Source organism: Shewanella sp. Arc9-LZ, from assembly GCF_010092445.1.
Taxonomy (GTDB): Bacteria; Pseudomonadota; Gammaproteobacteria; order Enterobacterales; family Shewanellaceae; genus Shewanella.
The window spans coordinates 2,200,777-2,215,167 of record NZ_CP048031.1; the positions used below are offsets into that span (position 1 = coordinate 2,200,777).

The window sequence follows — 14,391 nt, forward strand, 5'->3', positions numbered from 1 at the left end:
ATTAGTCTTTAAAGGCTAGCTTAGTTAAATATTTAGGCTTTTCTGTTTAAGGCTAAAAACTGCAACAAAAGTGATCGCAAAATTAGCCTGTTAATAGCTGTTATTTATGTTCGTGTTTGGTGAAGCGAAAATACAGAATGTGATATATAAATATATGATTATTTATATGTTTTTTATTTTTAAATTAACCTGATTTTGAAATAAGCCTGAAATCACGAGCCGATTTTGTTAAAATCTTTGCCTGAAGATGCAATCGAGTATCAATTTAATAGGGCAAGGCGGCTCTAATTGAGGTTTTATGAAGATAAATAAGGACAAATACAGTATAGATAACTCCGATTATACTGTCGGGCAAGATAACATTCAAAAATGGGGTTTTGATATACATAACCCTGTATTTGGAACGAGTGCAGGCTTAATCGCTATTTTTTTAATTGCCATTTTAATTATCGACCCGGCAACATCAAAAGAATTTTTAGATGGTATGAAATGGCAGATAATAAGTGCATTTGACGGCCTCTTTATGTGGTCTATGAATCTATTTGTGATCTTCTGTCTGGCATTAATTGTTTCACCTTATGGTAAAATTCGCCTAGGTGGTGACGGCGCAAAAGCCGATCATTCAAGACTTTCCTGGATAGCGATGCTTTTTGCTGCAGGTATGGGTATTGGTTTGATGTTTTGGGGCGTTGCAGAACCGTTAGCGTATTACACCGGCTGGTATGAAACACCACTGAATGTGGTCGCCAATACCCCGGCAGCAGCAGAGCTTGCACTGGGTGCAACTATGTTCCATTGGGGATTACACCCTTGGGCGGTTTATGGCGTAGTCGCCTTATCGTTATCTTTCTTCGCGTACAACAAAGGCTTACCGCTTTCCATACGTTCTGCTTTTTATCCTATATTAGGCGACCGTACCTGGGGTTGGCCCGGACATGTGATTGATGTTTTAGCTGTAATCGCCACATTATTTGGTTTGGCAACATCACTCGGTTTAGGTGCTCAACAAGCTGCGGGTGGTTTCCAGCACGTGTTTGGTATTGAAGGTGACCTATCCTTGCAAATCACTATTATTGTTATAGTGACCATGCTGGCTGTTGTCTCTGTGGTACGCGGGCTTGAAGGTGGTGTTAAAGTAATCAGTAACGTCAATATGTTACTTGCTGTTGTTTTAGTTGTCTTTGTTGCGCTTGTGACCGCTGCTGTTTCTATGGGCACTATTCCGACCACAGTAATGGGTTATGTTAAGAATATCATTCCCTTGAGTAATCCAATTGGTCGTGAAGATGAAGCTTGGATGCACGGCTGGACCGTGTTTTATTGGGCATGGTGGATTTCATGGTCTCCATTTGTGGGTATGTTTATTGCTCGTATTTCTCGTGGCCGTACGGTACGTGAATTTCTTACCGCAGTATTAATTATACCAACATCAGTGACTATCTTATGGATGTCAGTATTTGGTGGTGTCGCTATTGACCAAGTTGTCAATGAAGTCGGCATATTAGGCAGTGAAGGGCTAACGGACGTTCCGCTTGCTATGTTCCAGATGTTTGATGTACTGCCATTAGGCAATATTTTATCAATGATAGCTGTGCTACTGGTACTGGTTTTCTTTATTACCTCTTCCGATTCCGGGTCGTTGGTGATAGACAGTATTACTGCCGGTGGTAAAATTGATGCGCCGATCCCACAACGTATTTTTTGGGCTACAATTGAGGGTGCTATCGCAGCGGTATTACTCTGGGTTGGTGGCACTCAGGCGATTGAGGCATTACAAGCAGGTGCCATTTCGACGGCCTTACCCTTTACCATTATTTTATTGGTAATGTGTGTCAGTTTGTTGATGGGCATGCGCACTGAAAAACATAATAAAAACTAGTTTTTATTTGCTACAAAAAAGCCGATGATTAATTCATCGGCTTTTTTTTTAAGCATAATTTTTGTTCAATCAAAGCACATTACAACCATAATTTGTCAATCGCAGTGTCTGGACTAAAATGATATTTAATTTGAGCCTGCAGTAACTCTGCGGTGGCAATTGCATCAGTTAACGCATCATGGGGTGCATAAGCAGGTAAGTGATAACGTTCACGGCTATTGGCAAGCCGAATTGATTCTGTGCGCTTTCTTTTAAATAAATTAAGCAACCCTTGTGACTTCGCCCGTTGCACATTAGCCTCAATCTGCATGGTATCGATAACCGGAAACACAATACCTTCATTAATCAACATGCGTAAAGTGTGGTCAAGAAAATCACGCTCAATATGCCGATAATGCACCACCACAACTTTTCCTGCCAATTCATTTAAAAGCTGTTCCAAAATCAACAACAAATCTGGCGCACCTTGTAAATCTGAGTGGGTAATACCGTGAATAATAATTGAGTTTTCTTGTAATTTATCTATAGGGTTGAGATACCATTTTTTTGCTTTACTACAAAAAATTCGCTGTAAATTAAATGGCACTAGCCCAATACTAATGATGCTGTTTTGCTGTGAATCTAAACCGGTAGTTTCAAAATCCAATGCGACAAACTCAATATCACTTAATGGTGTTTCATTGTGATAAGTACCTGCATGATAAAAATCATGCAGGCGTTTATCTTTACTGTTATTGGCTTTTAATTCTAGAAAGGCTTGCCAGTTTAAAATTTCCTGGTCGCTGAAATTAGTCATGAGTTAACCTTTAAAGTTTGTTAGAACTGTAGCGATATTTTAAAAAGTTTTGCGCATTGCTTAACACTAAAAAAGCATCTTTAAGGTTGCGTCTTTCAAAATCAGACATACTTTCGGGTTCAATATTATTATCAGGCTCAATCCCAGACTCTATGTCTGTTGACTGATGACGCAAACGAACCAAAGAAATAAGCTCCATGGCATGTTGTAAATCTTCGCCCTTGGATGTAGGCAGAATACCCGAATCGATAATGTCTTCTAAACGTTCAAATGAGTTTTGTGATTGTGAGCCGATGGCTAGGGCATGTACTCGGATCAAATCGGCCAATGGCGCAGTACCACGACGTTTTAAATTGATAGAGTTATTATGACGACCATCTTTTTCCATCACAAAATCTTTAAAGAATCCCAGAGGTGGTTTTCGGTTGAGGGCATTGTGTGCTAAACAGGCTAAAAAGCGGTTGTTTTTCTTGGCTTTACTTAAGATAAAGGCATTGAGTTGTTCGGCCCATTTTATGCGACCATAAACCCCCGTAAGATCAAAGAAAATAGAGCAGTTTAATAAGGCTTGAGGGTTGGGGTTTTCTATCCAGTCACCGAAACATTCTTCCCATTGTTCGCGTGTTTTACGGTATTCAGGGTTACTTGCCATAATATCACCGGTGCAGTAACTGTACCCGCAGGCAGCTAAACCATCACAAACAAAATCTGCTAATTTTTCAAAATATGCTCCATGCAACGCAACGTTATAGCTATTATCCAGGATAATAGCATTATCCTGATCGGTCACCATTAGCTGTTCATCTCGAGCCATCGAACCCAGAGCTAAGAAGCAATATGGAACAGGTGGCGGGCCGAACTTTTCTTCTGCAAGTTCTAATAAACGCTGTTTAAAGTTACGACCGATTTCAGACATTGCCCGTCCGACCATGTGTGAATTAGCGTCTTCGTTAACCATGCGTACAAAACAGTTTTTTAACTCCGCAGAAAGCAGCACTAAATCTTCGCTACTTTTTTGCTGGAAGATACTGCTTACAAATAACAAACTATTTTGCGATTCGTAGCGAATGATATCCGCAACTTCAATCAGACCAATCGGTTTCTTATTTTTTAGAATGGGCAGATGATCAATATTGTTGCGCAGCATAAGCAACATCGCTTCAAAAATATACGCGTTGTGATCCAGCGAAATTAAATCGGTCGACATGACTTGTGAAATAGGATTATCAACACTTACCCCGGCTGCAATGACCTTAGCGCAGAGATCATGTTCGGTAATAATACCAACGAAACTGCTATCTTGTTGATCATCTATATCTGGGTCATTAATTAATACCGCAGATATATTCTCTTCGGCCATAATTTTGGCCACAGCTTGTATGCTGCTATTACAGGACAGAACCACAGGCTCTCTGGTAACTAAGGTTTTTACTTTGGAAGTGGTCAGTGCATTAGCATCATCGGTTTTTCCTTTTACCGCTTGTTTTAAACGGGTGGAATCCTCAGCTTCAACAAAATCAGCAAAATCATCATAATTCTCGCACAAATCATTGAATACCGACTCAGGAATACAGTATACCAGCGTATCTTTTACCGCTTTGGCTGGGAAGCGCACTTTATTATTGGTTAACAAGCCCATTTGTCCAAATAACTGCCCCTGGTCTAAACGATTATAAAGTTCACCTTTACGGCGATATAACTCTACGACTCCGCTGCGGATCATATATAGCTCTTTAACGTTGTCATTAAAGTTAACAATCATGCTATCTGTGCGGTAATAAGAAATCTCAACACTTTTAGCAACGTCAATTAACACTTGTTCTGGAAGCTGATCAAATGGGGCGTACTGAGCAATAAAGCTCTGAATTTCGAGTACTTCGGCTGTCATGAATAGACCTGCTAGTTGGTGATGACTGGAGAATTGTTAATATCTATTTAGCTATCATACGAGTGAAAATTGCTATTGTGTTCGAATATATAGCGGTTGCTGAGGCCATTAGTTACCTTTACGTGTTAACCAGTAATGATGGTGGCCTAGCCAAAACGAACGATAATCTACTTATGTTATTAGCCATAGTAGCACTGCTGTTCTGATATTGTACCCAAAGCATTTCTGTGTGGTTAGATATTGAGTTAATTTGGTGAAACAAGTGACATTGTTGAATATTGTCATCAATGATGATATTTACTGTTCGATTTCAATAAGGCAATTTTATAAATTCCAGCCTAAGTGGTTAATCTATCCGCACTTATTAGTGCGTAATTAACACCATAGAAGTTAAAAATAAAAATTTTCTCTGAGGATAAAGGCTGTTCATGACGCAGTGTCTCTTGTTATGTGAACATCGATATAATGTTGGAGAACGTAATGCAACTCGATAGCAAGCGCAGCACTCGAGGTGCCAGTTAATTTAAGTGTAATACTAAGCAGTACTAAGCAGTACTAAGCAGTAATAGCAGTAATAGCAGTAATAGCAGTAATTGCAGCACAATCTAAGTCAATTTATTGATATTTATCAATATAAATAGCCCGAGATGATGGGCGTGTTATCCATTTTGGCTGAAGATTTTACAGATCAAATTTATGCAGCTTACACCATGCTTTCATGCCGTAGTGTAAGGTGTCATCGTGTTCAAAAATGGATGATAGTACTGCTATGGTGTCATTGAGTTAACTTTATATTGTTAACTAAGCTTGGCACTTTTGTGAATGAAGTTAAGGCATAGTGTTTAGGATATAAATCCATTTCATAGGGCTATGCTGATGCAGTGTTATTTAAGCGGATGATGTTTTATTAATCATGCAATGCGCATTATCTAAACTGACCATACTGTAATAGAGTTGATCAAGATCAAGCGTGTTGTTCGTCTGTGGGCCTAAACTCATTAGTGTAGATGGGTTCAAAGTTGTCTAACGATCCGTTGCAAACTTGCTTTTTGTGAGGGGATAAAATGAATTTTAAAGACTATTACACTGTATTAGGCATAGACCCTAAAGCGAATGATAAAGCGGTAAAGGTCGCTTATAAAAAACTCGCCGTGCAGTATCATCCCGATGTGAGTAAACATCCAGATGCAGAAGAAAAATTCAAAGAAATTGGTGAAGCCTATGAGGTGTTGCATAACACTAAAAAGCGAGCCGAATATGACGAGTTACGTCATCATCATCTTAATAGAACCCAAAATAGCTATGCCAATCAAGGTGGAGCGAATGGCGCCAGTCAAAATTGGGGACAACAGCAAAGCGATCCTCAAACCGATCAAGAATTTTCAGACTTTTTTAGTTCAATTTTTGGTTCAAGCCACGGTGGTTTTGAACAAGGTGGCCAACATAGGCAACGCCAAACCCAGCCCCCAAAAGGCCAAGATATTGAAATTGAGTTTCCGATGTTTCTCGAAGAAACATTGGTCGATACTCTTAAGCCAGTCGAGTTTACCTTACAACAACGAGAACCTAGCGGTCGTATCGTTGAGCAACCTAAATCGTTAAAAGTTAAAATTCCTGCTGGCGTTGTTAATGGCGAACGTATTCGCTTGAAAGGACAGGGCGGTCCGGGACCGACCAAGGCCGACAATGGCGATCTCTATTTACAAATTCGGTTTGTGCCTCATCCCATGTTTGATGTTGATGGCCGAGATTTGAGCATTGTTGTGCCAATAGCACCATGGGAAGCAGTGCTGGGTACCAAGCTTAAACTGCCCACGTTAACCGGTCATATTCAGCTCACTATCCCTGCTAATAGTCAGTCAGGACAGCGATTACGTATAAAAGGAAAAGGCTTACTCAGTAAAAAAGTACATGGGGACTTATTTGCTGTACTCAAAATAGTCGTCCCGACATCACCAGACAAAACAAGCACACAATTGTGGACTGAATTAGCAGAGAAAAATAAATTTGACCCACGTGCCAGTTGGAGTAAATAACGATGCTGCAGATTAATATAAGCGAACAAGATTGTTGGTTGAGTAGTGATGAACTGTGTGAGTGCAGTGATATCAGCTCAGCCTTACTACTTGAACTTGTGGATCACAGTATTGCGATTCCATTGCAGGGCGAGGTGATAGAAACATGGCAATTTAGTGTCGAGAATTTACATCAAGTTAAAAAAGCTACGCGCATTCAACGTGATCTGGCACTCGACTGGGGTGGCATTGGTTTAATTTTACAATTACTCGATGAAAGAGACCGATTAGATCATGAAGTCCATATGCTAAAACAGCAACTAAGTCGGTTTAAAATATAATGACATATCGCTGACTATTGGATGTTAAGGCTAGTTACACTTCTCATTGGCAGTTGCGATTAAGCGGCAGCCTGATTATGTAAGTACCGCGATTTAGGACAGTCATTTAATTAATGCTACCTAACTATCGTTATTTAAGCTGTTTATAAAGGTTTATTAACGTTCTTTGCCGCTAAAAAACCAATACAGCTAAAATACAGTTAAAGCCGAATAATGACTGTTGATTGTGGCCTAATGACATCACTTGTGCTCATTTAAGTACAATGCCTCTGACCATAAATGGGCTGTAGGCAATGCTTCTTCTACCGATTGTGCCGCATATAGGCATCGTTTAATAAAGGAACACAAATTCAGATAATCAAATCGATGACATCAATATAATAATGGATAATTACAGCGTTTGAAGTTGGTTTTTTGCAATGGTATTAATGAACAAGCTCAATGGTAAACAGACACAGATAGACGAGAAAGATACCAACAATAACGAATCTAAACCAGCGCGTAGCGGTGCTAAAAATATCCAATAGCGACATCGGAGTTACAATTAAAAACGCCGTATTATCTAGTGCTTTCTCACGAATAATTGCCGCTGATACAAACATAAACATCGTCATAGTTAGGATCACCGCAAGTAAGCTAGGCACATGGCGAATATCGCTATTATCAGCATCACCAAATATCATTATTTGCGGTTATAGAATTTTCACTATCATGTTAAATGTGATCCGATCCCGACTCTATGATCATCCTGTTTTTGTAATCATTCTAAATGGCTATAGGCGAAGGTTGTAATTTGTTGTCATCGCTTACAACCCGCGATGACAGGGGTAACACTCATAAATAACCCATCAAACAGAGGGCGCGTGATGTGACTTGCTTGGCGAGGAGCATCAACGTAATTAATGTGACAAGAGAAACAGAAAAACTCATGTAATACTTCTTAACAAAAGTATAAGCCAACAATAACGTTAGTGAGTCAAAGTGGTAGTGTCGTCGTAGGATAAATATTCATAATCTAGCCATGAAAAGATAAGTCATCACTGCATAAAACACTTGATTCATGTGAATTAAAAAACAGCAAATTAATTCAGTTTCTGAAGCCTATAAATTTACTAGCTAGCCAATTAACGATAAGCCTAAATGATTAACCACATAGTGCTTAGTTAACGAGGATGATGTAGACAACTAAATCAATAAATTACCCATAATAAATATAAGGGTAATCTGGGTTTTATTTTTACAATTAAATTCAATGATTTATGTCTATTTTTGAAAACACTAACATTGACATGATTAGCGTTTAGGGACTACTGTATAAAATATATCGCGAAAGTGTGTGGTAAATATTTAACAGCGCAAAATTTATTCACGTGCTTTTTATGTAGCGTTAGTACAAAAAAGCAGAACGGCGTAAAAGAGCGTCATGGAAAATATTATGGAAAAAATAGTAATAAAAAATCTCTATAAGGTTTTTGGTTCTGAACCTCGCAAGGGGGTAAAATTACTTGAACAAGGGAAAAGTAAAGAAGAAATTTACGAACAGACAGGACTAACTGTTGCAGTTCAAGGTGCAAGCTTTACTGTGAACAAAGGTGAAATTTTTGTCGTGATGGGTCTGTCCGGCTCAGGAAAATCAACTCTAGTAAGAATGCTAAACAGGCTTATTGAACCAACGTCTGGAGAGGTGTTAGTTGATGGTCAAAATATCCTCAAAATGAATAAGGATGAGCTGGTAAAGTTTCGCAGAAGTAAAACCAGTATGGTCTTTCAGTCTTTCGCTCTTATGCCTCACCAAACAGTGTTAGAAAATGCTGCATTTGGACTCGAGCTTGATGGTATGGATAAGAAACAACGTGAAGAGCGAGCTCTAGATGCTTTAAAACAAGTCGGACTCGAAGGCTTGGAGAATGCATATCCCAAAGAGTTAAGTGGTGGTATGCAGCAGCGAGTGGGATTGGCGCGAGGCTTAGCGGTTGATCCTGATATCTTGCTCATGGATGAGGCATTTTCGGCGCTTGATCCTCTTATTAAGACAGAGATGCAAGATGAACTGCTTAAACTGCAAGATCGTCATGAGCGCACCATCATTTTTATCTCCCATGATTTAGACGAAGCATTACGTATTGGTGACCGAATTGCCATTATGCAGGGCGGCCGAGTTATCCAAGTCGGGACGCCAGAAGAGATTTTGCAAAATCCCGCTGACGATTATGTACGCGCTTTTTTCCGCGGTGTTGATCCAACCGGTGTTATCTCCGCAGGGGACATTGCCCGCGATAGCCAGCCAACGGTCGTTTGGCATACTAAAGCAGGTAGCCCACGAGCCACATTAGAAATGTTAAGTATTAAAGATCGCGAATTTGCCTATGTATTAGATTCAGAACACCGGTTTTTAGGTGTTGTCTCTTCAGATTCCCTGCGCGACGCTATTGACCAAGGAAATGGTACCAGCAAACTTGAGCATGCCTTTCTTGCAGAAGCTAAATCTGTTCAGGAAACCGATAGTCTTCAAGACATTTTATCTTTGGTAGCATCTCATTCTTGGCCTATTCCAGTTGTAAACTCAGAAAATAGATATCGCGGAGTTGTTTCTAAAAATCTGTTTCTTCGTACCTTAAACCGTGCAGAGAAGGGGACTTATTTTGAGCAGTCAGCATCTTAGAATACTAGCTTCAGGAGTGTTATATCATGTTCAGTTTTAATGAAAGAGTTATTCCCTTAGATGCATGGATCACAAGCCTTGTTGACTGGTTGGTAGAAGGGTATCGATGGTTTTTCCAGATGATAAAATGGCCCGTGGATTTCATTTTATCGAGTGTGTCAGATGGACTTCTGGCAACTTCACCTCTGCTTGTTATTGCACTGTTTGGCGTCATTGCTTGGCGGGTGTCAGGTTTCAAGCTTGCTGGTTTTACGCTTGCATCGTTGATTCTCATTGGTCTGCTTGGTTTCTGGTCTGAAACCATGATAACCCTCGCCATGGTATTTTCATCTGTTGTGTTCTGCACCGTTGTTGGCGTGCCATTTGGTATATGGGCTGGACGCAGTGATCGTGTTAATAACATTCTACGACCCATTTTGGATGCGATGCAGACAACGCCAGCCTTTGTCTATTTGGTACCTATAGTGATGCTTTTTTCTATTGGCAACACTGCGGGTGTTCTTGCAACCATCATTTTTGCCCTGCCACCGTTGGTTAGATTAACCAGTCTCGGTATCAGGCAGGTACACCCAGAGTTAGTCGAGGCTGCGCTCGCCTTTGGGGCAACAAGCTCGCAGGTTTTACTTAAAGTTCAGATACCACTTGCTCTTCCGACCATCATGGCTGGTCTTAATCAGACCATCATGATGTCGCTCTCCATGGTGGTTATCGCCGCAATGATTGGCGCAGGAGGCCTCGGGGCACCTGTCGTTCTGGGCTTAAATACACTTGATATTGGTTTGGCCACGGTTGGCGGTCTTGCGATTGTTTTATTAGCAATCATTCTAGATAGAATCACCCAATCAATGGCAACCCCAAAAAATAAGGACGTAAAATGATACTTAAAAAAGTAATACTGGGCGCAGCTTTAGCTGCAATCACAATGACAGGGTCTGCAGCTCTTGCTGATACTCTCAAGCCAGGAGAAGGCATAACCGTTAAACCAGCTCGAGCGACATGGGACACCGGTTTTTTTCAGGAAGCGCTTGTACGACGAGGCCTTGAGACTCTTGGGTATGATGTGGAAAAGCCCAAAACGCTGGTCAATCCAATCTTTTACAAAACGGTCACTCTCGGTGATATTGATTATTGGACCAATGGTTGGTTTCCAATGCATAACGATCAACTACCGAAAAATTTTGATAAAAAAGCTGAAAAGATTGGTTATGTCATGAAAGCCGGTGGACTGGGTGGCTATTTAGTGTCTAAAAAAGAGGCCGATAAATATAATATTACCTCCCTTGAAGATTTTAAACGCCCTGAGGTGAAGAAAGCCTTTGATACCAATGGTGATGGCAAGGCCGATCTGACTGCCTGCCCTCCAGGCTGGGGATGTGAAAAAATAATCACCCATCATATGGACGTATATGGTCTCAAAGATGCTATCAATCCAGTTAAAGCGGCATATGCAGCAGGAATGGCATCGGCGATGGCGGGTTATAAAAATGGTGGACCAATCTTCTTCTATACCTGGGCACCAAATTGGACCATTTTTAAACTAAAGCCAGGCAAGGACGTTGTGTGGATCAACGTGCCTGAAATCAATCCGACCAAAGCGCAAAGTTCTGCTGTTGAACGAATGACTATAAAGGGACTTGAAGGCGCAGTTTCTGACCCGGTAAAACTTGGTTTTGTTGCTTCTGACATCCAGGTCGTCGCCAACAAAAAATTCACCAAGCAAAATCCAGCAGCTAGGAAATTTTTTGAAGTATTTACCCTGCAGCTTGCCGACGTAAACGAACAGAATACTCGGATGAACGATGGCGAAAAGAGTGAACAGGACATTCAACGCCACGTTGATGCGTGGATTGCCAAAAACCAAGATCAATGGAACGGTTGGCTGACTGAAGCACGTAATGCTGCTAAATAGTCTCAACCAGCAATAGCTTATTGGTAACCCGGAGCACACATACCGTGCTTACGGGTTATTTTTATACAACCCCCCAAGTGTTTAGTAAAACGTATGCCAGCGCTTTCAAAAAAGAGGACTAAGCTGATAGTGATTTAGCCCCTAAAGAGGCAATGATGTTTTTCAAAGTAACAAGCCTAAGTTCTTATCATATTTTTCAAAATACATTTCGAATTCAACATATTATTTAAAATATAATTCATAAAAAAAATGAATGTGCTTATTTAAGTCCAAAGGTACAGGTCTATTATTGGTAATTATTTAAAGATAATGACCCAATCTATGGCAACAAAAAATAAGGAACGAAAATGATAATTAAGAAAGTAATAATGGGTGTCGCTTTAGCTGCAATGACCATGACAGGGTCTGCAGCTCTTGCCGATAATCACCAGCCTGGTGAAGGCGTAACCGTTAAACCTGCGCGGGCCACGTGGGACACGGGATTTTTTCAGGAAGCGCTTGTACGACGAGGTCTTGAAACACTGGGGTATGATGTAGAAAAACCTAAAGATCTGTCGAATCCGATCTTTTACAAAACCGTGACTCTCGGTGATGTTGATTATTGGACCAATGGCTGGTTTCCAAATCATGACAGCCAGATGCCGAAAGGATTTTATGACAAAGGTGAGAAAGTTGGTTTTGTGGTTAAGGCCGGGGGTCTGCAGGGTTATTTGGTGTCTAAGAAAGAGGCCGATAAATATAATATTACCTCCCTTGAAGATTTTAAACGCCCTGAAGTGAAAAAAGCCTTTGATACCAATGGCGATGGCAAGGCCGATCTGACCGCTTGCCCTCCAGGTTGGGGATGTGAAAAAGTCATCAGCCACCATATGGATGTATACGATCTCAAAGATGCTATTAATCCGGTGACCGCTTCATATGCAGCAGGAATGGCGTCAGCGATGGCGGGTTATAAAAATGGTGGACCAATATTTTTCTATACCTGGGCACCAAACTGGACCATTTTCAAACTGAAACCAGGCAAGGACGTTGTGTGGATAAACGTTCCTGAAATTAAGCCATCCGAAGCGCAACGTTCTGGTGTTGAACGAATGACGTTGAGTGACATTGAAGGCGCGGTTTCTGACCCAGTAAAACTAGGTTTTGTTGTTTCTGACATCCAAATAGTCGCCAACAAAAAATTCACCAAGCAGAATCCCGCAGCAAGGAAATTTTTTGAGGTATTTACCTTGCCGCTTGGCGATATCAACGAACAAAACACTCGGATGAACGAAGGCGAAAAGAGTACCCAGGATATTCAAGGCCACGTGGATGAGTGGATTACCAAAAATCAGGATAAATGGAACGGTTGGCTGACTGAAGCACGAAGTGCGGCTAAATAGTCTCAACCTGCAATAACTAATGGTAACCCGGAGTACACATACCATGTTTCCGGGTTTTTTAAAGATAAGACTGGTGTGTATAAAGACAATTTGACATATAACCACTAGGTATCAATGAAGAGGTCATTTACTTTTGTGTTTGAAAACAGAGTATGAATAAACATTTATAGCTAGATTATTACGATCTAGCCTTTGGTAAGCCATCTCGGTATTGGTCACCATCACGCGCTGATTTCGCATCGGCTAATACTTTTAAAATAGCGTTAGGAATATAGTTAAGTAGGTCACTGGCTAACATGCCATATTGGCTTAAGTCCTCTGCAGCAATGTCGCCTGCCAAACCGTGTAAATAGACACCCAAACACGCTGCATTTATTGGGCTAACGCCTTGAGCGCAAAACCCTGAAATCATACCTGTTAACACATCGCCGGTTCCGGCTTTGGCTAGCGCGCTGTTACCTGTTGGGTTGATAAATACTCGCTCGCCATCACTAATCACACTGTGTTTGCCTTTAAGTACCACCACTGTGTTTAATTGCTTAGCGGCAATACTGGCATAGTGCACCCGTTTGGCTTGAATTTCGCTGACATCAACATTGAGTAACCTTGATAACTCCTTTGGGTGTGGTGTGATAATGCTGTTTTTGGGCAAGTTGATAGATGTTTTCGATGGGCCGCTAGGATGAAGTAAGTGACTAATAAAGTTAAGTGCGTCTGCGTCAAAGATGACCGGATTAGGATTAGCTTGTATCTCAGTTAATAGGGCGTAAAAAAATCCATTATTGCCATCAGGAACAGATAAACCCTGTGAATGGCTGTTGCTAAGATGTTTGTTACTGAGTGGAGGGTTAGCGAGAGAACTAATGTTAGTGCTAATGTTAGGGCTAATAATGAGTTGGTCAGTACTGTGGCCAATACTTAATCCACTGCCCATGGAAATGACACTGGCTTGGTTGAGTTTATCGCGAAGTTGTAACACAGCCCTTTTATCAATGGCCTGTACGTCAATAGCTTGTAGGTCACTCGACTGAGTATTCGATGGCTGCATCTTTGTTGATAATAAGTCTGTTGCTTGCCCTGCATCATCATGCCTTTCTGTTACATGAGTGAGTAGTGGCAAGGTAACAACATTTGGCGTTAATGCACTCACACTGTCACATACCGATGGACTACTGGCTAAGGTGACGTAACCCGCACCAACTCGTAATGCGGATAAACTCGACAAATAAGCCGCTCCCCGATAATGCAATGAACCAGCAATATTCAATACATGGCCAAAAGTCATTTTATGGCTGTTATCCGGCCTTGGAGGCAATATACTTTTGATATATTCAAGGGTTAACGTATTCATTGGCACTCGCGAGTTAATTTTGCATATCGATACAATAAAGTAGCACAAACAGGAAAACCGTAATGGCTACTGCGACAAAAAAATGATGATATTTAGCTCTTACTATTAATTCATTAGTCTTGGAGGTATTGTGAATAGATTAATACCCTTTGGCTTAGACATAATATT

At 40.8% G+C, this 14,391-nt stretch carries 11 protein-coding genes; 7 read left to right on the plus strand and 4 right to left on the minus strand.

The window, feature by feature from the left end; genetic code table 11:
• The first annotated feature begins 298 nt into the window (after positions 1–298).
• Positions 299–1,879, plus strand: a complete 1,581-nt coding sequence (locus GUY17_RS09520) for a BCCT family transporter (RefSeq protein WP_162022983.1) — start codon at positions 299–301, stop codon at positions 1,877–1,879.
• Between the two features lie 79 nt (positions 1,880–1,958).
• Here GUY17_RS09520 and GUY17_RS09525 read toward each other — a convergent pair whose 3' ends face one another.
• Positions 1,959–2,675, minus strand: a complete 717-nt coding sequence (locus GUY17_RS09525; RefSeq protein WP_101088459.1) for a 3'-5' exonuclease — start codon at positions 2,673–2,675, stop codon at positions 1,959–1,961.
• A gap of 10 nt (positions 2,676–2,685) precedes the next feature.
• Positions 2,686–4,563 carry a DUF294 nucleotidyltransferase-like domain-containing protein gene (locus tag GUY17_RS09530; protein WP_101088458.1) on the minus strand — a complete coding sequence of 626 codons (1,878 nt, stop codon included), beginning with the start codon at positions 4,561–4,563 and terminating at the stop codon, positions 2,686–2,688.
• Positions 4,564–5,627: 1,064 nt separating this feature from the next.
• On the opposite strand from GUY17_RS09530, the gene GUY17_RS09535 reads away from it, so the two are divergent.
• Both GUY17_RS09535 and GUY17_RS09540 read left to right on the plus strand, forming a co-directional pair.
• Positions 5,628–6,599 (plus strand): DnaJ C-terminal domain-containing protein, encoded by a 972-nt coding sequence (locus GUY17_RS09535; RefSeq protein WP_162022984.1) that lies wholly within the window; start codon positions 5,628–5,630, stop codon positions 6,597–6,599.
• A gap of 2 nt (positions 6,600–6,601) precedes the next feature.
• Entirely contained in the window at positions 6,602–6,919 is a 318-nt protein-coding gene (locus GUY17_RS09540; RefSeq protein ID WP_162022985.1) for a chaperone modulator CbpM, read from the plus strand.
• Positions 6,920–7,344: 425 nt separating this feature from the next.
• Here GUY17_RS09540 and GUY17_RS09545 read toward each other — a convergent pair whose 3' ends face one another.
• Positions 7,345–7,602, minus strand: a complete 258-nt coding sequence (locus GUY17_RS09545; protein WP_162022986.1) for a hypothetical protein — start codon at positions 7,600–7,602, stop codon at positions 7,345–7,347.
• Between the two features lie 752 nt (positions 7,603–8,354).
• Here GUY17_RS09545 and proV point away from each other — a divergent pair.
• From proV to proX (GUY17_RS09565), 4 genes are all read left to right on the plus strand, one after another.
• The gene (gene proV, locus GUY17_RS09550; protein ID WP_174839637.1) at positions 8,355–9,581 is read left to right on the plus strand and encodes a glycine betaine/L-proline ABC transporter ATP-binding protein ProV; all 1,227 of its coding nucleotides are present in this window, start codon (positions 8,355–8,357) and stop codon (positions 9,579–9,581) included.
• 26 nt (positions 9,582–9,607) lie between these two features.
• Positions 9,608–10,459: a proline/glycine betaine ABC transporter permease gene (locus GUY17_RS09555; protein WP_101088453.1), complete on the plus strand. Its 852-nt coding sequence runs from the start codon at positions 9,608–9,610 to the stop codon at positions 10,457–10,459.
• Positions 10,456–11,490: a glycine betaine/L-proline ABC transporter substrate-binding protein ProX gene (gene proX, locus GUY17_RS09560; RefSeq protein WP_162022988.1), complete on the plus strand. Its 1,035-nt coding sequence runs from the start codon at positions 10,456–10,458 to the stop codon at positions 11,488–11,490. Before GUY17_RS09555 ends, proX (GUY17_RS09560) begins: the two co-directional genes overlap by 4 nt.
• A gap of 347 nt (positions 11,491–11,837) precedes the next feature.
• The gene (gene proX, locus GUY17_RS09565; protein WP_162022989.1) at positions 11,838–12,872 is read left to right on the plus strand and encodes a glycine betaine/L-proline ABC transporter substrate-binding protein ProX; all 1,035 of its coding nucleotides are present in this window, start codon (positions 11,838–11,840) and stop codon (positions 12,870–12,872) included.
• 178 nt (positions 12,873–13,050) lie between these two features.
• On the opposite strand, the gene GUY17_RS09570 is transcribed toward proX (GUY17_RS09565), so the two are convergent.
• Positions 13,051–14,223 (minus strand): NAD(P)H-hydrate dehydratase, encoded by a 1,173-nt coding sequence (locus GUY17_RS09570; RefSeq protein WP_162022990.1) that lies wholly within the window; start codon positions 14,221–14,223, stop codon positions 13,051–13,053.
• Positions 14,224–14,391 lie beyond the last annotated feature (168 nt).